The organism is Streptomyces sp. NPDC005483 (assembly GCF_040606035.1).
Classification (GTDB): Bacteria; Actinomycetota; Actinomycetes; order Streptomycetales; family Streptomycetaceae; genus Streptomyces.
In genome coordinates this window covers 39,425-60,295 of record NZ_JBEXEA010000038.1, presented here as the reverse complement: position 1 = coordinate 60,295, position 20,871 = coordinate 39,425, and the positions used below count along the sequence as shown (strand labels likewise).

At 69.1% G+C, this 20,871-nt stretch carries 12 protein-coding genes and 3 pseudogenes; 14 read left to right on the top strand and 1 reads right to left on the bottom strand.

The features are described 5' to 3' along the window. The first annotated feature begins 125 nt into the window (after positions 1-125). From ABZT06_RS42325 to ABZT06_RS42315, 3 genes and pseudogenes are all read left to right on the top strand, one after another. On the top strand, positions 126-812 hold the full coding sequence (locus ABZT06_RS42325) for an alpha/beta hydrolase (RefSeq protein WP_355753314.1): 687 nt from the start codon (positions 126-128) through the stop codon (positions 810-812). Positions 813-1,116: 304 nt separating this feature from the next. Beyond that, positions 1,117-1,638, top strand: coding sequence for a spore-associated protein (locus tag ABZT06_RS42320; protein ID WP_355753311.1), 522 nt, complete (start codon positions 1,117-1,119; stop codon positions 1,636-1,638). Positions 1,639-1,802: 164 nt separating this feature from the next. Continuing rightward, positions 1,803-2,445 (top strand): annotated as a pseudogene (locus ABZT06_RS42315) (dihydrofolate reductase family protein). Positions 2,446-2,559: 114 nt separating this feature from the next. Here ABZT06_RS42315 and ABZT06_RS42310 read toward each other — a convergent pair. Further along, positions 2,560-2,957 (bottom strand): annotated as a pseudogene (locus tag ABZT06_RS42310) (GNAT family N-acetyltransferase). A 1,353-nt stretch (positions 2,958-4,310) separates the two neighbouring features. On the opposite strand from ABZT06_RS42310, the gene ABZT06_RS42305 reads away from it, so the two are divergent. The 11 genes and pseudogenes from ABZT06_RS42305 to ABZT06_RS42255 all read left to right on the top strand — a co-directional run bounded on the left by ABZT06_RS42305 (position 4,311) and on the right by ABZT06_RS42255 (position 20,614). Further along, the gene (locus ABZT06_RS42305) at positions 4,311-5,696 is read left to right on the top strand and encodes an arabinofuranosidase catalytic domain-containing protein (RefSeq protein WP_355753350.1); all 1,386 of its coding nucleotides are present in this window, start codon (positions 4,311-4,313) and stop codon (positions 5,694-5,696) included. A 422-nt stretch (positions 5,697-6,118) separates the two neighbouring features. Next, positions 6,119-7,252 carry a ricin-type beta-trefoil lectin domain protein gene (locus ABZT06_RS42300; protein ID WP_355753309.1) on the top strand — a complete coding sequence of 378 codons (1,134 nt, stop codon included), beginning with the start codon at positions 6,119-6,121 and terminating at the stop codon, positions 7,250-7,252. A 90-nt stretch (positions 7,253-7,342) separates the two neighbouring features. Continuing rightward, positions 7,343-7,474, top strand: a pseudogene (locus ABZT06_RS42295) (endo-1,4-beta-xylanase); the annotation flags it as partial. Next, positions 7,473-7,625 (top strand): RICIN domain-containing protein, encoded by a 153-nt coding sequence (locus tag ABZT06_RS42290; protein ID WP_355753307.1) that lies wholly within the window; start codon positions 7,473-7,475, stop codon positions 7,623-7,625. The pseudogene ABZT06_RS42295 and the gene ABZT06_RS42290, both read left to right, overlap by 2 nt. 452 nt (positions 7,626-8,077) lie before the next feature. Then, positions 8,078-9,520 carry an arabinofuranosidase catalytic domain-containing protein gene (locus ABZT06_RS42285; RefSeq protein WP_355753347.1) on the top strand — a complete coding sequence of 481 codons (1,443 nt, stop codon included), beginning with the start codon at positions 8,078-8,080 and terminating at the stop codon, positions 9,518-9,520. A 160-nt stretch (positions 9,521-9,680) separates the two neighbouring features. Further along, a complete protein-coding gene (locus ABZT06_RS42280) occupies positions 9,681-11,309 on the top strand; it encodes an RICIN domain-containing protein (RefSeq protein ID WP_355753345.1) in 1,629 nt (542 codons plus the stop codon). A gap of 30 nt (positions 11,310-11,339) precedes the next feature. Further along, a complete protein-coding gene (locus ABZT06_RS42275; RefSeq protein ID WP_355753305.1) occupies positions 11,340-12,869 on the top strand; it encodes an arabinofuranosidase catalytic domain-containing protein in 1,530 nt (509 codons plus the stop codon). A 29-nt stretch (positions 12,870-12,898) separates the two neighbouring features. Further along, positions 12,899-14,731: an RICIN domain-containing protein gene (locus tag ABZT06_RS42270; protein WP_355753303.1), complete on the top strand. Its 1,833-nt coding sequence runs from the start codon at positions 12,899-12,901 to the stop codon at positions 14,729-14,731. 56 nt (positions 14,732-14,787) lie between these two features. Then, entirely contained in the window at positions 14,788-17,196 is a 2,409-nt protein-coding gene (locus ABZT06_RS42265; RefSeq protein ID WP_355753301.1) for a ricin-type beta-trefoil lectin domain protein, read from the top strand. Positions 17,197-17,266: 70 nt separating this feature from the next. After that, the gene (locus ABZT06_RS42260) at positions 17,267-19,249 is read left to right on the top strand and encodes an alpha-L-fucosidase (protein ID WP_355753299.1); all 1,983 of its coding nucleotides are present in this window, start codon (positions 17,267-17,269) and stop codon (positions 19,247-19,249) included. 42 nt (positions 19,250-19,291) lie between these two features. Further along, on the top strand, positions 19,292-20,614 hold the full coding sequence (locus ABZT06_RS42255; RefSeq protein ID WP_355753343.1) for an RICIN domain-containing protein: 1,323 nt from the start codon (positions 19,292-19,294) through the stop codon (positions 20,612-20,614). Positions 20,615-20,871 lie beyond the last annotated feature (257 nt).

Sequence of the window (20,871 nt, the reverse complement as noted above, 5' to 3'; positions counted from 1 at the left end):
CCGAGCAGACTAGGCGGTGCCGAGATATACCGGAAGTGGATTGTCCGGAACCCGTCGTAGCGTGAGGGCACCGACCTGCCGGGCTTCACGGTCTTCGCGTTCTTCACGGGAAAGAGAACTGATCCATGGACATCCTGCTCATCGCCGGCCTGTGGCTCGACGGATCCGCCTGGGACGACGTCGTGCCCGCGCTCGAAGAACTCGGCCACCGCCCCGTGGCGCTCACCCTGCCCGGACAGGGCGACGGGGCCGGGTCCGCCACGCTGCGGGACCAGGTGGCGACCGTGCTCGCCGCCGTGGACGCGGCGCCGGAGAGGCCCATGGTCGTCGGCCACTCCGCCGCCTGCACCCTGGCCTGGCTTGCCGCCGACGCCCGGCCGGAGCGGGTGGCCAAGGTGGCCCTCATCGGCGGCTTCCCGTCCGGCGACCGGCAGCCGTACGCCGACTTCTTCGAGACGAAGGACGGCGTGATGCCCTTTCCCGGCTGGGGCCCGTTCGAAGGACCGGAGTGTGCCGACCTCGACGAGGAGACGCGCTGCCGCATCGCCTCGGCGGCGATCCCCGTGCCCGAGCAGGTGTCCAAGGGCACGGTGCGGCTCGAGGACGAGCGCAGGTTCGACGTTCCGATGCTGCTCGTGTGTCCCGAGTTCACCCCTGCCCAGGCCCAGGAGTGGATCGACGCCGGGGACGCGCCTGAGGTCACCCACGCCAAGCACCTGGAGTTCGCCGACATCGACTCGGGCCACTGGCCGATGATCACCAGGCCGGTCGAACTTGCCCGGCTGCTGGCCGCGGCAACCGCCGACGCCTGAGCCCGCCACACCGGACCCGCTCCCGCCGTTCACGACAAGGACGCCATCCCACAGGGGAGCGGCCGTACAGCAGTACTGAGAGACACCCGACATGCAACACGGGTCCGTGTGCGGGAGGGGTCGTGTCGAAGATGCGGCCGGGCTCCTTGCCACTGCTCCCGAGGAGGAAGGGACACGGACCCGTTCACTCCGTGTCCGGGTTCAGTGACCGGTGGCGGTGGCCTACAACGTCGCTCAGGTGGCGGCGGTCAAATCCCTCGAAGTCGACAAGTTGTTGGAGCAGTCGACGAAACGGGGGATTCACATGAACATCATTCAGCGTGCCGCAGCGGTCACAACGGTCGCAGCGGCCATGGTCGCAGCCATGGGGGTCGTCGCGCCGTCGGCAGGGGCGGCGACACCCCCGGCGAAGTACAACGGTGTCTGCGGGGCGGGCTACGCGGTCGTCGACTCGGCGCCGGTCGGTACGGCGGGCACGGTCTACCTTACGTACAGCCCCTCGACCGGGCAGGACTGCGTGGTCACCGTGCGCGCCCGTCCCGGCACCGCCGTGTCGATGCTGGCGGCGGTCACGGACGCCCAGGACGTCGACCCCGAGTTCGACGACGGTTCCTACACGACCTACGCCGGTCCGGTGTACATCGGCCACCCCGGTCACTGCGTGAGCTACTGGGGACGGATCTCCGGCCAGAGCGGCGGATCGAACAACGCTGCACACCCCTCACCGGCTGAGCGATCAACGCGCCGCGACCCGGTCTGCGCGCATGAGCGGGGCAACGTGGACCGGGCAGCCCGCATCATCCGCGTCGCCCAAGCCCACGGGTAGTCGATGCCGCGGGAGCGTTCGTGGCGTTGACTGACCGAACCTCCGAACGCATCCGGTTGCCATGAAAAAGTTGTGGGCCGCTGTCGATTCGGCCACATCCCGTTCGACGTCATGATGTGCGGCGGCCTGCCGCACGGTGCCGCGACAACTGGACGAGGAAACACGTGGATCAACTGCTGGGAGTCATGAACTTCAACGTCTCGAGTGACGGAATCGGTGCCGGTGAGCACCAGAGTCTCGAGAGTCCGTTCGGTGTTGACCATGCCGAGAGGTTGTTCGCCTGGGCCGGAGCCACGGCGAGCTGGCCCATGCGCACCGACTTCGGGGAAGCCGCGGTCTCGACGACTACTTCAGGCGGGACTTCGCACGCAACATCGGTGCCGAGATCGTGGGCCGCAACAAGTTCGGGCCCCAGCGCGGGCCCTGGCAGGACCATGATTGGCGCGGCTGGTGGGGGAGCAACCCCCGTTCCGCACGCCGGTGTTCGTTATGACCCACTACACGCGTCCGTCGTTCACCCTGTCCGACACCACCTTCCACTTCGTCGACGGTGACCTGGCCACGGTCCTCGACCACGCGCGCGAAGCGGCACAGGGCAAGGACGTCCGACTCGGCGGCGGGGTCACCACCATCCGGCAGTTCCTCGACGCCGACCTCGTCGACACCCTGCACGTGGCGGTCTCACCGGTAGAACTCGGGACCGGACTACGACCCTGGGAGTCTCCCGATGAGCTGCTCGACCGCTTCCACCTGGAGGTCGTGCCCAGCCCGAGCGGCGTGACACATCATCTGTTCTGGCGGAGGTGACGCCGGAACCCGCTCAGGCCGGCTGATGAGGCCGACCAAGCTGACACCTGCAGGCGCCGCCAAGACGGCCCGCCGCGTTCACGGGCGGCGGGCCGTCCCGTGAAGTGACTGCCGCTACAGGGCAATCAGGCCGGCCGTCGTCTCCGTGAAACGGCAGGCATCGAAGGAGAAGGAACGCAGGTGCTCCTCGAAGTCGACATGCCGCCATTCGCACCGGTCGGCACGAGCTTCGTTGACTGCCGCTGCGACCAGCGCGGCGCCAACACCGGTTCTCCGGAGGCGCTTGGCGACCACGGTGTCCAGGATGAAGGCGTGAACTCCGCCGTCCCACAGCACGTTGACGAAGCCGATCAGCACGCCGTCTTCCCAGGCGCAGACCCAACCCAGACTGTGACGCTCAAGTCGTTCCCGCCAGTCGGCCCCGGCGACCGGGTGGCCGAAGGCGTCGGCGTGCGGTGCACTGAGGGCTGCGCGGTGTCGAAGTCGCCTCGCCACTCGTACTTGATCGTCACTCCTCGACCGCAATGTGCGCGCAAGACCGGCGATCGGATCACGGAGTGCGGAGAACGCGCCTGCGGTCATCTCGCGTGTCGCGCAGATCGTCAAATACGGGCCAGTCGGAGAGGACGGCCTCAGGCGGGTGAGGCGTCGGCGAGTGACGGCAGGAGTTGATGGGGGAGGGGCTCGACCAGCTAGCGCCTGCCGCGCAGGCCGGGCTGACGCAGTCGCGGCGCCATCCGTACGAGAACCACCACATGCGCTTCGACCAGCACGTGCCCGGCGACAGGGCGAGCCGGTCTTCGCCAGCGGCGCGACCTCTCGCGCCTGATCGGCCGCCCGACCACCCCCCTCGCCGAGTCGACCAGGGTTGCGCTGCTGAGCCAACTGCCCGGAAGGGCTACCCGGGCGTCCTGGATGCAGGTCCGGCTGTCCACATGAGTCGCATGGACCGGCCCCCTTCACGGGGCGCGCCAGGAGCCGCGAAGGGCCCGGTCCAGCGGGCTTCGACGGTCCGCGCCGCGACGCGGAAACAGAACGCCCGGGCACCAGGAGTACGAGGGGAGCGACCGGGCTGCCGGGCCCGTCACGCGATCCGCGTCTCACGCGTTGCGGGAAGGCGGAATCGAATCGATTCGGCGCAAGCGCTTCGACGAGACGATACGACCGTCGAGGGGCGGGGGCAATGGCGTGCCGGACGTCGAAGAGGGCGCCCGGGACGGATCGGGGACCGCCTCACCGGCTGGTGCGGTGCGCTCTGACCCCTCGTCAACCGCAGTTCGGTGGCCGCACCCGAGGTCAGCGGCGTGAAAGCGGGTGCCCGAGCGATCGCGGCCCGGCCGTCGGTCCGACCCGCGCGCCGCGCCGCGCCGCGTCGGCGTGGGGGCGCGCCACCGCTCATCCGCTGTCACGCCGGATCTGTTCGAGCGAGCCGGTCGACGGGGAGCCGGGGAGATCGGCGATCGAACCGATTCGGCAGCCGGGCCGGACGGAGGAGGCCGGGGCCCTTGACAGCACTGCGGAATCGGGAGCACCGTCTCCCCCCGAAACCTCTCTGCAATCCCGCTGAAAGATCGGCACCTTCAGGCGCGTCCGCATGTGTCCGCGCCCCCCGCACAGAACCCGCCTGGGTTCCGTCGGCACGGTAGGGAGATCGGATGGGAACGACAGGTACGAGACGCCATGTGCTGTTCGGGCGCGGTGGCGTCCAACGACTGCTCGCTGCGGTACGGCGCCGCGGAAGGCCGGGAAATGAGGTGGTCCACGCATCTGCCCGATCGTGGGAGCGCTCCCGCAGCTCTGGGCCGAAGGCATTCGCACGGGTGGGGGCGGCGACCGTGCTCGCCGTCGGCGCACTGACCGGTGTCATGGCCACGACCGGGAGCGCCCGGGCCGCCACGTCCGGACCGTGTGATCTCTACGCGGCAGGAGGAACGCCCTGTGTGGCGGCTCACAGCACGACGCGCGCGCTGTACGCCTCGTACAACGGGCCGCTCTACCAGGTGCGGCGTGCCTCGGACAACACCACCCGGGACGTGGGCGTCCTGAGTGCGGGCGGCTACGCCGACGCCGCCGCGCAGGACTCGTTCTGCGCGGGGACGACCTGCCTGATCTCGATCATCTACGACCAGTCCGGTCGCGGAAACAACCTCACCCAGGCGCCCGGCGGCGGTGCCGCGGGTGGTCCCGACAACCTCGCGAACGCGACGGCCGCGCCCACCATGGTGGGCGGTCACAAGGCCTACGGCGTCTTCGTGGCACCCGGTACGGGTTACCGCAACAACCACACCAACGGCGTCGCGACCGGGGACAACCCCGAGGGCATGTACGCGATCTTCGACGGCACGCACTACAACGGCGGCTGCTGCTTCGACTACGGCAATGCCGAGACGGACAGCAACGACGACGGCAACGGCACCATGGAGGCCATCTACTTCGGCAACATCAAGGTCTGGGGCTACGGCTCGGGCAACGGCCCCTGGATCATGGCCGATCTGGAGAACGGCCTGTTCTCGGGGGTGAACCAGCACTACAACGCGAACGATCCGACCATCAACCACCGGTACACGACCGCGATCGTCAAAGGCGGCCCGAACCACTGGGCGATCCGCGGCGGCAACGCGCAGTCGGGCAGCCTGTCCACGTTCTACGACGGTCCGCGGCCCAACGTCGCGGGCTACAACCCGATGCGCAAGCAGGGCGCCATCATCCTGGGCATCGGCGGTGACAACAGCAAGGGCGCCCAAGGCACCTTCTACGAAGGCGTGATGACCTCCGGCTATCCGTCGGACGCCACCGAGAACGCGGTGCAGGCCAACATCACTGCGGTCGGCTACAGCAACGCGACCGGCGGTACGGGCACGGGCGCGCTGCACGCGGTGGGCGCGGGCAAGTGCCTGGACGTGCCGAACTCGTCCACCACGGCCGGCACGCAACTGCAGATCTGGGACTGCAGCGGCGGCGCCAACCAGAGCTGGAGCCGCACCTCCTCCGACCAGCTGACCGTATACAGCGGCAGCAGCCAGCTGTGTCTGGACGCGTACAACAACCAGACCACCGCCGGCACCAAGGTGGTGACCTGGCCCTGCAACGGCGGCGCCAACCAGCAGTGGCGGCTGAACTCCGACGGCACGATCACCGGCACCCAGTCCGGACTCTGCCTGGACGTCACCGGCGCCTCCACGGCCAACGGCGCCCTGGCCGAACTGTGGACCTGCAACGGCGGCTCCAACCAGCGATGGAGCCTCGGCTGAGGGGAACGGCTCCAGCCCGGGGCCGGTCTCACCACCGGCCACGGACCGCGCGGGACCCGGAGCCGGTGCTTCGCCGCTCCCGGTCCCGCGCCCTGCGCACCTCCCGATTTCTTCCGCCCGTCCGACCGAATCGCAGGCGGGCGTCCAGTCGTCGGGCGGCGGCGCGTTCCCCACCGGCTGCAGGACAGGCCGTGGCGGTGTCGGGCGGCCCCACGGCCGCCGTACACCGAACATCGTGCAGCAGGCCGCCGACGGAGCGGCCGCCGGCGCGCTGTGGCTGCCGGTACAGCCCTCGGACGGCTCGAATTCCTTCAAGAACCAGAACAGCCAACTGTGCTACCGATTCACGCCCCCGGTACGCCCACACGGACCGGCGGTTCGTTCACCCCCACCCACTGACCCGCACCCAGTGAGGAACGCTGATGAAGAAGTACCGGGCACCCTCGGCAGCCGCGTTGACGGCCACCCTCGTCATGGGCGCTGCGTGGCCCGCCGCGGCCACCGCCGCCGAGACGCAGCCCTCCGCCGTACGCGCCGCCGCGGCCACGCCCCTGCGGCTGATGCCGTTGGGCGACTCGATCACCTGGGGCGTCGGCAGCCCGTCCGGGAACAGCTACCGGGGCTTCCTCGCGAACAAGCTGGCGGCCGAGGGGCACACCCTGGACCTCGTCGGCTCGGGGCGCAACGGCACCATGTCCGACCCGGACAACGAAGGCCACTCCGGCTGGCGGATCGACCAGATCGCCGGCATCGCGGACTCCGTGCTGGCACGCTACCGCCCGAACGTGGTCACTCTGGAGATCGGCACCAACGACCTGAACGGCAACTACCAGATCCCGACCGCTGCCGACCGGCTCCACGCGCTCATCGACCAGATCACCAGGGCCGTACCCGACGCGACCGTCCTCGTCGGCACGGTGATCATCTCCACCAGCGGCACCGAGGAGGCCAACCGGCCCGCGTTCAACGCCAAGTTGCCCGGGATCGTCCAGGCCGAGCAGGCCGCCGGCAAGCACGTACGCCTGGTGGACATGAGCGCCCTGACCGCCGCGGACCTGTCCGACTCCCTGCACCCCAACGACAGCGGCTTCGGCAAGATGGCGGACGCCTTCAACGCGGGGATCCAGGCGGCGGACGCGGCGGGCTGGATCAAGCCGCCGGATGCCACGGGCGGGCAGGTGCGTTCCGGGATCGCGGGGAAGTGCCTGGGGGTGAGCGGCGGAAACAGCGCCAACGGGACCGCCGCCGAGATCCGGTCCTGCGACGGCTCCGCCGCCCAAACCTGGTCCGCGCGCTCCGACGGCACCCTGCGGGCGCTCGGGAAGTGCCTCGACGCCACCGGCCGCGGCACCTCCAACGGCACCAAGATCGCGATCTGGGACTGCAACGGCGGAACCAACCAGCAATGGCAGACGTACAACGGCGGATACCGCAACCCCGGCTCCGGGCGCTGCCTCGACGACCCCAACGCGTCCACCGCCGAGGGTACGCAGCTGGTCCTGTGGGACTGCAACGGCGGAACGAACCAGCAGTGGACCGCTCTGCCGGTCTCCTGAGCGCGGTTGATCCTCGATGTCCTGGCTCAACAAGAACCCCCTGCTCCGCAGGGCGCCGACCTCGGCCACCGGCTTGGTGGGCGCGGCAGCCGGGAATCCAACATGATCACCCCGGAGAACGCGATGAAGTGGGACACCACCGAACCGTCCGGCGGCAACCTCACCTTCGGCCCGGCCGACCGGATCGTCAGCCGCGCCACCGCACAAGGTCAGCGGAGACGTGCTCGGCAACGGCTTCAACGGCTCCCACGTGCTGACGAACATCGCCGGCGGCAGGGTGCTGGACGAACCGGGCGGCCAGCCGAGCAACGGCACCCAGATGGAGATCTGGAACTCCAACGGCCGCGCCGACCAGCACTGGAGCCTCAGATGAAGTGACCCGGCGCGCAGCGCGCGCTCCCGCCCCCCGGAGCACTTCGGGGTGACCGGAACATACACCCGCGCCCGGCCCGGTGGCCCTCGCCGGACGCGGGCTCCGGCATGCCTGCAGAACGCTCTGACCAGGTGCAATACATAGGATGGATCAGAGCCGGATTGGGTGTGTCGAGCGTATTGACTCGATGATGGACCTGTGGAATCACTAGGACATGGGATGTCTGAGTGGTTCCTGTGAGTGCTTTCGAGCGCCCGCACCACCATGAGGCGTCCGGATCCCGCGGCCATGCCGGTGGCGGCGGCGGTCCACGGACATCCCTTCGGCCAGGCACAGCACCCTCTGTCCCCTTCCCCCACATCCCGAGGAACAGAATGCGGCCTTCACCCCTTTCCCGTCGGAGTCCTACTGCTCGCAGACGACGCTTACCGGCGTTCGCCGCTACAGCCGTGATGGCGCTGCTGGCCATGATGCTGGCGACGTCGCAGACCTGGTCCGCGCCGGCACCCGCCCCGGCGTCGACGCCGGCGCCCTTGGTGAGTTCGGCGTCGGGACGGTGCCTGGACGTCAAGGGCAACGTCGACACACCGGGAACGGCGCTCGACGTCCGGGACTGCGACAACCAGCCGAACCAGGCGTTCGAGTTCACCCCGGCGGGCGAGCTGAGGACGATGGGCGGCACCCGATGCGTGGACGCCTACGACAACCGGACCGCGCCGGGCACCCCGGTGATCATCTGGTCGTGCAACGGGCAGTCGAACCAGGCGTGGCGGCAGAACGCCGACGGGTCCGTCACCGGTGTCCAGTCCGGCCTGTGCCTGGACGTCAACGGGGCGGGCACGGCCAACGGCACCGCGGTCATCCTGTGGACCTGCAACGGCCAGACCAACCAGAAGTGGACCACCTCGACACCTCCGCCCGCGCCCGGCGGGTCGGGCCCCTGTGACATCTACTCCGCGGGCGGTACGCCGTGCGTGGCCGCGCACAGCACCGTGCGGGCGCTCTACGGGTCGTACAGCGGCAGCCTGTACCAGGTCAGGCGCGCCTCGGACAACGCGACCAGGAACATCGGGGTACGGGCGGCCGGCGGCTTCGCCGACGCGGCGGTGCAGGACTCGTTCTGCGGGGGCACCTCCTGTGTGATCACGGTCGTCTACGACCAGTCCGGACGCGGCAACGACCTGTGGTACCAGGGGTCGGCCCAGGTTCCGGGATCGAGTCAGAGCAGTCCCGCGAAAGCGACCTCCGAGTCGCTGACCGCCGGGGGCACCAAGGCGTACTCGCTGTACATCAATCCGGGCAACAGCTACTGGCGGGACGGTCATCTGACGGGCGTTCCGACCGGCAGCGCGCCCGAGGGGGCGTACATGGTGACCAGCGGCACCCACGTCAACAGCGGCTGCTGCTTCGACTACGGCAACAGTGAGACGACACGGAAGGCCGACGCGGCCGGGGCGATGGACGCGATCAACTTCGGCACCGAGTGCTGGTTCGGCGGCTGCTCGGGAAGCGGTCCCTGGGTCCAGGCCGACCTCGAATGGGGTCTGTACTCGGGGGGCAGCCAGTCCTGGAACCCCAACCAGCGGGCCTTCCCCGTCAAGTTCGTCACCGCGATGCTGAAGAACAACGGGACGTCGAGGTTCGCCCTCAAGGGCGGCAACGCGCAGTCCGGCGGTCTGACCACTCTGTGGGACGGCGCGCTGCCCGGCGGATACAGCCCGATGAAGAAGCAGGGCGCCATCGTTCTCGGCAGCGGCGGTGACTGCTGCAAGCCCGGTGGGGGTGCCAACCTGAGCGCCGGCACCTTCTACGAGGGGGCCATCGTCGCCGGCTACCCCTCCGACGCGACCGACAACGCGGTCCAGGCCAACGTCATCGCGGCCGGATACCGCTGAGACCTTCTGTCCCACGCGGGAGGCGGCCCTCCGGCACGCCCGGAGGGCCGCTGGGGGCCTACCCCGCTGCCCCGCATGCCCCTGATCGACGGATGCGCTCCGCGAGTGGGCGTGTTCTGCCCAACCCGGCCCAGGAGTTGATGACATGCACATGATCATAATGAAAATCGGTCGCCTCTTGTCACGCCTGCCCCGATCGTCCCTGCGCCGGACGCCGGCGATCGCCTTCTCGGTTGCGCTGTTCTGCGCAGGCGTCCCGCTCGTCTCCCTCGGCACCGCGCAGCCCGCCGCCGCGCTGGGCAACGGGCTGGCCCTGACCCCGCAGATGGGCTTCAACGACTGGAACGCGTACGGCTGCAACGTCTCCGAATCGCTGATCAAGTCCACTGCGCAGGCGATGCACACCAACGGCATGCAGGCGGCGGGCTACTCCTACGTCAACATCGACGACTGCTGGATGACCCACAACCGCGATTCCGGCGGCCACCTGGTGCCGGACCCGGCCAAGTTCCCCGACGGCATCAAAGGCACCGCCGACTACGTGCACTCATTGGGGCTGAAGCTGGGGATCTACGAGGACGCGGGCACCGCCACCTGCGCCGGATATCCGGGCAGCCTGGGCCACGAGAGCACGGACGCCCAGTCGTTCGCGTCGTGGGGCGTGGACTACCTGAAGTACGACAACTGCAACAACAACGGGGTGTCCGCGCAGAGCCGGTACACCGCCATGCGGGACGCCCTGGCGGCCACTGGCCGGCCGATCCTGTACAGCCTGTGCAACTGGGGCCAGGACAACGTGTGGACCTGGGGCGCCGGCGTGGGCAACAGCTGGCGCACCACCGGGGACATCAGCGCCGACTTCTCCAGCATGCTGTCGATCTTCCACAGCAACGTGGGACTCGCCTCCTACGCGGGCCCCGGCCACTGGAACGACCCCGACATGCTGGAGGTCGGCAACGGCTCGATGACGACCACCGAGAGCCGCAGCGAGTTCAGCCTGTGGGCGGAGATGGCCGCGCCGCTGATCGCGGGCACCAACATCCCCTCGGCCAGTGCGGAGACCCTGTCCACGCTGACCAACGCCCGGGTGATCGCGGTCGACCAGGACCCCCTCGGCAAGCAGGGCACCATGGTCTCCTCCTCGGGCGGCCGGGACGTGCTGGCCAAGCCTCTGGCCAACGGGGACGTGTCGGTGGCGCTGTTCAACGAGACGGGCTCGACGGCGACCATCTCGACCACCGCGGCCGCGATCGGCAAGACCGGGGCGTCCGCCTACACCCTGACCGACCTGTGGTCGGGGGTGTCCTCCACGACCTCGGGCACGATCAGCGCCTCGGTCCCGGCGCACGGCACGGTGATGTACCGGGTCGCGGGCGGCACCAGCGGCGCCGGCGTGACCGGCGCGGTGCACGCGGTGGGCGCGGGCAAGTGCCTGGACGTACCCCACTCGACCACGACCGCCGGCACCCAGGTGGAGATCTGGAGCTGCAACGGCGGCGCCAACCAGACCTGGACGCACTCCGCGTCCCACCAGTTCACCGTCTACTCCGGCAGCGCCCAGATGTGCCTGGACGCGTACAACAACCAGACCACACCGGGGACGAAGGTGGAGATCTGGTCGTGCAACGGCCAGAGCAATCAGCAGTGGACGCTGAACACCAACGGCACGATCACCGGCGTCCAGTCGGGCCTGTGTCTGGACTTCGCCGGAGGGGCCACCGCCGACGGCACCCTCGCCGAGCTGCAGACCTGCAACGGCGGGAGCAGCCAGCGGTGGACGTTGGGATGACTCCGCATGCGAACCCCGAAGGAGGTCTCCATGCTCGAACCAGCCGGTGATCGCCGACGCAGGCGATGGAAGACCGTGCTCCTTGTCGCCCTGGCGATGGCCGTGGCCGCGTTCGGCGCACCGGCGTTCGCCACCTCATCGCGGGCCGACTCGGAGGCCGCCGCCCATCCGGTGGCCCATCACGTGGCGGACGCGTCGCTTCCGTGCGACCTCTACTCCGCGGGCGGTACGCCGTGTGTGACGGCGCACTCCACGACCAGGGCGCTCTTCGCGTCGTACAACGGACCGCTGTACCAGATCCAGCGGGCCTCCGATTACAGCTACCGCGACATCGGGCTGCTCAGTGCGGGCGGGTACGCGGACGGCGCGTCCCAGGTGTCGTTCTGCTCGGGCACGTCGTGCACGATCACGAAGATCTACGACCAGACCGCCCAGCACGACGACATGCCGATCTCCTGGGGCGGCTACTGGAAGGGGCCCGGCCCCAACGGCTCCGACGTCGGCGCGGACGCCATGGCCCTGCCGGTCACCGCGGCCGGCCACCAGGTCTTCGGCGTGAAGGTCACCCCCGGTGTCGGCTACCGGCTCGACCACGCGAGGGGCGTGCCCACCGGGGCCCAGCCCGAGGGCATCTACATGGTGACCTCGTCGAACTACACGAGCCAGTGGTGCTGCTTCGACTACGGCAGCGGTGAGAACTCCCACACCGACACCGGCAACGCCACCATGAACGCCATCTACTGGGGCACCGCCTGCTGGTTCGGCGGCTGCACCGGCAGCGGCCCGTGGGTCGAGGCCGACCTGGAGAACGGCATGTTCCACACCAACACCGGCTCCAACAAGGACCCGAACAACCCTGGTGTGCGCTACCCGTTCGTCAGCGCGTGGCTGAAGAACAACGGCACCAGCAACTTCACTCTCAAATACGGCAACGGCGCGAGCGGCGGCCTGACCACCACCTTCTCCGGCCCCCTGCCGAACGGCTACTCACCGATGAAGGTCGACAGCTCGGTCCTGCTCGGCACCGGGGGAGACAACAGCCCCAACGGCGTGGGCGAGTTCTTCGAGGGCGCGATGACGGCGGGCTATCCCTCCGACGCCACCGAGAACGCCGTTCAGGCCAGTATCACCGCGGCCGGCTACGGCGCGGGAGGAGGCGGCGGTACGTCGACCGCGCTGCACGCGGTGGGCGCGGGCAAGTGCCTGGAAGTGCCGGGCGCGTCCACGACGCCGGGTACGCAGACGCAGATCCGGGACTGCACCGGAGCGGCGAACCAGACCTGGTCCCGGACCGACTCCCGCGAGCTCGCCGTGTACTCCGGCGGCAGCCGGCTGTGCCTGGACGCCTCCAACCAGGGCACCACCCCCGGCACCAAGGTCATCACCTGGACCTGCAACGGCCAGGCCAACCAGCAGTGGAACGTCAACGCCAACGGCACCGTCACCAGCGCCCTGTCGGGCCTGTGTCTGGACGTGACCGGCGCCGCCACCGCCAACGGCACCACCGTGGAGCTGTGGACCTGCAACGGCGGATCCAACCAGCAGTGGTCGCTGAGCTGACCCCGTGACGTGCGACGCAGGAGGACCGAATGAGGACGAGAGCGAGACCCGGCCGTCTGGTACTGGCCGTCGGCATCGTGTCGGCGTTCGTGCTGCAGCTGTCGGCGACGGCCGAGAGCCGGGCCGTCTCGGGCGAGATGCTGAGCGTCAACCTGGCCTCGACGCGGGGCCCGTCGACGGGTGTGGGTGAGGGATTCCTCTACGGTTTCACGCAGGACGGCAGCCAGCCTGCCGACCAGTTCATCAAGCCGCTGGGGATCAACGCCTTCCGCGGCGGCGGATGGTTCTCCGGCGGCTGGATCAGGGACAACTACCAGTACGGATCGGCCACTCGGGCCGACCTCGACTCGATCGTCGCGCAGGCGAAACGGCTCACCCAGCCGCCGTACCACGCGCAGTACCAGGTACTGGTCAGCGACATCTACGGCGCCAACGGCGGGCAGCCGTCCAACACGAAGTACCCGTGCGACAACGGAGACTGCTCCAACTGGATCAGCTTCATCGACTCCACGGTGGGAGCACTGCAGGCATCGGGGCTGAAGTTCTCCTACGACATCTGGAACGAGCCGGACATCTCCGTCTTCTGGACCCGGGGGGTGAACAGCGCCCAGTACTTCCAGATGTGGGACACCGCCTACCGGGAGATCCGGCGCATCGCCCCCTCGGCGCAGATCGTGGGACCGTCGCTCGCGTTCACCCCGCAGAGCAACCCGGGTGAGTGGCGGGCCTGGCTCGCGCACGTGAAGGCGGCCGGGACGGTACCCGACATGATCACCAACCACGACGAAGGGGATGTCGACGACCCGGTCACCGTCTCCCAGTCCCTCAACAGCGCCCTGACCACGGCGGGCATCGGCCCGCTGCCGCTGTCCGCGAACGAGTACCAGCCCGCCGACCGGCAGACCGCCGGAGTGACGGCCTGGTACCTGGCGCGGTTCGCGCAGTCCGGGTACACCAACGCGATGCGCGGCAACTGGGTCTGCTGTGTCACCCCCAACCTGACGGGAGTCCTCACCCAGAGCGGCGGCACCTGGCAGCCGACCGGCAACTGGTGGGCGCTTCGCGACTACGCCGACATGACCGGCACTCTGGTCGACACCTCCGGCCAGGTCGGCTCCACCGCGATCTCGGCCTCCGAGGACCCCACCAACAAGCGCGCGGTGGCGATCATCGGCGACGCGAACGGCAACTCCGGTACCGCGTCCGTCACCTTCAACGGCCTGTCGTCCGTACCCTGGCTGACCAACGCGGGCAGCGTGCACGTCACCGTGCAGCGCATCCCGGACCAGGCACCGCTCGCCGCCCCACAGACCGTCTACGACCAGAACCTGAGCGCCTCGGGCGGCTCGATCACCGTCCCGTTGACGTACCAGGGCACGCACGACGCGTTCGCCGTCTATCTCACCCCGGCCTCCTCCGGCGGCGAGAGCTTCCCGGCCGGCAACCACCAACTCGTCGTCGCCAACAACAACTTGTGCGTCGACGTGTACGGCAACTCGGGCAGCGCGGGCGCCGCGATCGACCAGTGGACCTGCAACGGGCAGAGCAACCAGCAGTTCCAGTTCGTGCCGACCTCGGGCGGCTACGGCGAACTGCGGGCCCAGAACTCCGGCCAGGACGTCGCGGTCGCCAACAGCTCCACGACGGCAGGCACCCCGAACATCGTCCAACAGCCCCCCGGCGCAGCGGCCAACGGCCTCTGGCTGCCGGTCCGCCAGTCCGACGGTTCCTACGCCTTCCAGAACCGCAACAGCGGTCTGTGCCTGGACGTCTACGGCGCCGGCAGCACCGCGGGCCAGCAACTCGACCAGTGGCAGTGCAAGAACGCACCCGGCACCAACCAGGACTTCTTCGTCCGCTGAACCGTCCGCTGTCCGCACCATCCGTGGACACCCCCCACCTGCGAAGGGAACCCACCGTGTCAGCAATCGCACGGCTGTTACGGCGCCTGCGTGTCCCGACGGCCGTGGTCGCGGGCCTCGTCCTGGCCGCGGGCGGCGTCGTGGGCACAGCCGCCGCTCCGGCCCGGGCGGCCACCTCCATCACCCTCAACGGCGCGTCCGGCGGACGAACCTTCGACGGCGTCGGCGCGATCAGCGGGGGAGGTGGCAACAGCAGACTCCTGATCGACTATCCCGAGCCCCAACGCGGCCAGGTCCTCGACTACCTCTTCCGGCCCGGCTACGGCGCCTCCCTGCAGATGCTGAAAGCCGAGATCGGCGGGGACACCAACTCCACCTCGGGAGCCGAGCCCAGCCACCAGCACAGCCGCTCCGACCTGAACTGCGACCGGGGCTACGAATGGTGGCTGATGGAACAGGCCAAGGCCCGCAACCCGAACATCAAGCTGTACGGGCTCGCCTGGGGCGCCCCGGGCTGGATCGGCAACGGCAACTTCTGGTCCACCGACATGGTCAACTACCTGGTCTCGTGGCTGGGCTGCGCCAAGCAGCACGGGCTGAGCATCGACTACCTCGGCGGCTGGAACGAGCGAGGCTACAACGTCTCCTGGTACCAGCAGCTGCGGAGCGCCCTCAACAGCAACGGCTACGGCAGCGTCAAGATCATCGCGGCCGACTCGGACTGGTCCGTGGCGAACGACGTCAACTCCAACCCGGCGTTCGCCTCCGCGGTGAGCGCCATCGGCACGCACTATCCGTGCGGCTACCGGTCGTCCCAGTCCACCTGCTCGGTGCCGTCGGCCGCCATGTCGTCCGGCAAGCCGTTGTGGGCGAGCGAGAACGGCTCGGACGACTACAACGGGGGAGCGCAGGCCATGGCCCGCGGCATCAATCGCGGATACATCGACGGACGGATGACCGCGTACCTCAACTGGCCCGTGGTCGCCGCGCTCACACCCAACCTGCCGTACCCCACCATGGGCATGGCCCTGGCCGCGCAGCCGTGGTCCGGCTCCTACTCGATCGGCAAGAACACCTGGGTGATGGCGCACACCAGCCAGTTCACCAGCCCGGGATGGCGTTATCTCGACGCCTCCAGCGGCTACATCGGCGGCAACCGCGCCAACGGAAGCTACGTCTCGCTCAAGTCCACGAACAACTCCGACTACTCCACGGTCATCGAGACCATGGACGCCGGCAGCGCGCAGACGCTGAACTTCAACGTCACCGGGGGACTGACGGCCGGAACCGTCCACGTCTGGTCCACCGATGTCGGGTCCGCCAACCCGGCCGACCACTTCGTGCACACCGCGGACCTCACCCCGTCCGGCGGCGGATTCAGCCTGACCGTCCAGCCCGGCCACCTGTACACCCTGACCACCACGACCGGACAGGGCAAGGGCACCGCCACCGGCCCCGCCCGGAGCGCACTGAAGCTGCCGTACAGCGACTCCTTCGACGGCTACACCACCGGCACCGAGGCGAAGTACCTCATGGACTGGCAGGGCGCCTTCGAGGCGGTGGGCTGCGGCGGCGGCCGCAGCGGAAAGTGCGTGCGCCAGATGAGCCCGCAGAAGCCGATCACCTGGGACTCGCTGACCGATCCGCACGCCCTGCTCGGTGACGTGAGCTGGGGCAACTACACCCTCACGTCGGACGTGCTGCTGGAACAGCCCGGATACGCCGAGCTGATCGGCCGTGCGGGCGGGCACGACTACGACCGCACCGGCGGTCAGAACGCCTACCGCCTGCGGGTGAGCGATACCGGGGCCTGGTCGATCCTCAACTCGAACACCAACGGCAACGTCACCACCCTGGCCCGCGGCACGACCGCGGCACTCGGCACCAACCGGTGGCACACCGCGGCCCTCACGTTCTCCGGGACCACGATCAGCGCCGTCATCGACGGCGCCACCGTCGGTTCCGTGAACGACCGCACCTGGGCCGCCGGACAGATCGGCTACGGGACGAGCCAGGACGAGACGGCACAGTTCGACAACCTGTCCATCACGCCCGGCAGCGGCGGGAACGACGGCGGCACGACCGGCGCGATCGTCGGGGTCGGCTCCGGCCGGTGCGTGGACGTACCGAACCAGTCGCAGGCGGCCGGCACCCAGGTGGCGCTGTGGGACTGCAACGGCGGCAGCAACCAGCAGTGGACGAACACCTCCGCCGGTGAGCTGCGGGTCTACGGCAGCGAGTGCCTGGACGCCGCGGGCCAGGGCACCAGCCCCGGCACCAAGGTGGACATCTGGGACTGCACCGGCGGCGGCAACCAGAAGTGGACGATCCACGCCGACGGCACGATCACCGGCGACCAGTCCGGCCTGTGCCTGGACGCCACCGGAGCCGGAACGGCCAACGGCACCCTGCTGCAGCTGTGGACCTGCAACGGCAGCAGCAACCAGAAGTGGACGCGTGACTGATCCAGGTGGCCGGCCGACGACCAGCGACTGAAGGCACCACCTCCGTCAAACATCCCCGAGAGGCCCCCACATGTCCTCCTCCTCCCTGCCGCTGAGCCGGCGCCGACTGCCGGCGGCGGCCGGCGCTGCGACGGCCTACGGCCTGCTGCGATTCGCCCCCGAGGCCGCCGCGACCGACGGCCCCGGAAGCTACACCGCGAGCTGGTCCTCCGTGGACCAGCATCCCCCGGCCCCGGCATGGTTCCAGGACGCCAAGTTCGGCATCTACTACCACTGGGGCGTCTTCAGCGTTCCCGCGTTCGGCAACGAGTGGTATCCGCGCAACATGTACATCGGCGGCTCGGCCGAGAACAACCACCACAAGGCCACCTACGGCGACCCCTCGGCCTGGCCGTACAACAACTTCATCGACGGCGCCCGTGACAAGGCGGGCAGCTTCGTGCAGTTCGCCCCCAAGCTGGTCTCCCAGGGCGGCAAGTGGGACCCGGACGCCTGGGCCCGGCTGTTCAAGGCCGCGGGCGCCCGGTTCGCCGGCCCGGTCGCCGAGCACCACGACGGCTTCTCCATGTGGAACAGCCGCGCCAACCCGTGGAATTCGGTCCAGCGCGGCCCCAGGCTCGACCTGGTGGGTCTGCACGCGCAGGCCATCCGCGGCCAGGGCCTGAAGTTCATGGCCTCGCTGCACCACGCGTACCACTTCAACGGCTTCTACGACCACGTGCCGAACCAGTCGGACCCGACGCTGCGCATCCTCTACGGCCAGCAGGGCACGGCCGCGGAGAACAAACTCTGGTACGACAAGCTGGTCGAGGTCATCGACGGCTACCAGCCGGACCTGGTCTGGCAGGACTTCGCCCTGAACCAGGTGCAGGAGTCCTACCGGCTCCAGTTCCTGGCGCACTACTACAACCAGGCCGTCGCGTGGAACAAGGACGTGGTCGCGACCTACAAGGACGGCCTCAACAACAAGGGTGAGGTCTTCGACTTCGAGCGCGGCGGCCCGGCAGATCTGCTCACCCCCTACTGGCTCACCGACGACAGCATCTCCTCCTCCAGCTGGTGCTACACGGTGGGCATCGGCTACTACTCGACGCAGGCGCTGCTCCACTCGCTGATCGACCGGGTCAGCAAGGGCGGCAACATGCTGCTGAACATCGCCCCGATGGCCGACGGCACCATCCCCTCCGGACAGCAGTCCATCCTGCTCGCCATGGGCGACTGGCTCGGCCCCTTCGGAGAGGCGGTCTACGCCACCCGCTCCTGGGCCAGTCACGGCGAGGGCCCCACCAAGATGGGCGGAGGGTCCTTCAGCGGACCGGTGGCCGGCAAACCGCAGGACGTCCGGTTCACCCGCAGCCGGGACAACAAGGTCCTGTACGCCACCGCGCTGGGCTGGCAGGGCGGCACCATGACCGTCACGACGCTGAACTCGAACCAGATCAACCTCAGCAGCCTGACCAGGGCCCAACTGCTCGGCAACACCGCGGGCACCTACATCGACCTGCCCGCACCGACCCAGGACGCGTCCGGGCTGCATCTGACGATGCCCTCGTCCAACCCGCCCTTCAGCGCACTGGCGTACACGGTCAAGCTCACCTTCTCCGGCGAGATCCCCGTCCCGGGCGCGCCGGGCGGCTCCACGACCTGGGTGCGGATCGCCAACGTGACCAGCGGGCTGGCTCTCGACAGCGGGGGCAGCGTCGCCGCCGGTTCCAACCTCAAGCAGTGGAGCTACGACGGGAGCACCAACCTGCAGTGGCAGCTGATCGACCTCGGCAACGGCTACCACCGCATCATCAACCGCACCAACGGCATGGCCGCCGACAGTTACGGCAACGCCGCCAACGGCGCTCCCGCCCGCCAACAGGCGTGGAACGGCGGCAACAACCAGCAGTGGTCGCTGGTCAGCCTCGGCAACAACCGCTACCAGATCGTCAATCGGGGCACCGGCACCGCCCTGGACGGCAGCGGCAGCACCACGAGCGGCTCCACCACCGTGCTGTGGACACCCAACTCCAGCACCAACAACGAGTGGACCATCGCGGCCGTCTGAACCCAACGGAAGAAGGAATGCATGAAACGCACACCGCTCTTGATGTCCCTTGCCGCCGCGCTGCTTCTCGTTCTGACAGCCGCGGGCAGCTCGTTCAGCAGCGGCCTCGGCGCACTGGCGCCGACCAGGGCCGCAGGCGCCGCCGCCGCGACCCCCGGCTGTGGCAAGGCCCCCACACTGACGAGTGGTACCCACACGATCCAGAGCGGCGGCCAGAACCGCACGTACATACTGCGCGTCCCCGCCGGCTACGACAGCAACCACCCCTACCGGCTGGTCTTCGGCTTCCACTGGCGGGGAGGGACGGCCAACGACGTCGACTCGGGCGGAACGGACGGCTACAACTGGTCCTACTACGGCCTCAGGCGCCTGGCGGACAACGCGAACAACAGCACGATCTTCGTCGCGCCCCAGGGCAACGGCAACGGCTGGGCCAACCCCGGCGGCCAGGACGTGGCCTTCGTCGACGCCATGGTCAACCAGATCGAATCAGGCCTGTGCGTGGACACCACCCAGCTGTTCTCCGCGGGCTTCAGTTACGGCGGCGCGATGTCGTACGCCCTCGCCTGCTCCCGTGCGACGGTCTTCCGCGCGGTGGCGGTCTACTCCGGCGCGAACCTCAGCGGATGCAACGGCGGCAACCAGCCCATCGCCTACATGGGCCTGCACGGCCTCAGGGACAACGTGCTGCCCATCTCGTCGGGACGGCAGCTGCGCGACACCTTCGTCCGGGCGAACGGCTGCACCCCGCAGAACCCGCCCGAGCCCGCCAACGGAAGCCTGACGCACATCATCACCACCTATTCCGGATGCAGGTCCGGCTACCCCGTCGTCTGGGCCGCGTTCGACGGCGCGGGCCACGACCCCGGTCCCATCGACGGCTCCACCGGTGACGGCTGGCGCACCTGGACGTCGGCAGCCGTGTGGCAGTTCTTCACCCAGTTCGGCTCGAGCACGCCCCCGACACCGCAGCCCTCCGGAAACCAGGAGATCGTCGGTCAGCAGTCCGGACGCTGCCTCGACATCAACAACGCGACCACGACCAACGGCACGCAGGCACAGCTGTGGGACTGCAACGGCGGCTCCAACCAGCGCTGGACCCACACCACCGGAAAGCAGCTGGTCGTCTACGGCAACAAGTGCCTGGGCGTGGGCCAGGGCGCGGGCAATGGCACACCGGCGGCCATCTGGGACTGCACCGGGCAGCCGGACCAGCAATGGAACATCAACACCGCCGGCACGATCACAGCATCGCAGTCGGGGCTCTGCCTGGACGCCAGCGGCCAGGGAACCACCAACGGGACGAAAATCCAGCTGTGGACCTGCTCGGGCGGCGCCAACCAGCACTGGCGCCTGCAGAACTGACGGATCGGACACCGAAGCGGGGAGGGCGGTGGCGTGATCACCGGCAGATGATCGACGCGATCGCGTTCAAGTACCGCACCGGCACGCCCTGGATGGACCTGCCCGAGCACGAGAAAGTCTTCACCGCCCTGCTCGACCAGGCCGACGTCGAAGGCGATCTCGACCGGAGCGTCGCGGTCGACTTCACGATCGTCCGGGCTCATCAGCACGCCGCCGGGGCCCCTCCAAAGGGGCCCCGTACGCACGCCCGGCCAGGC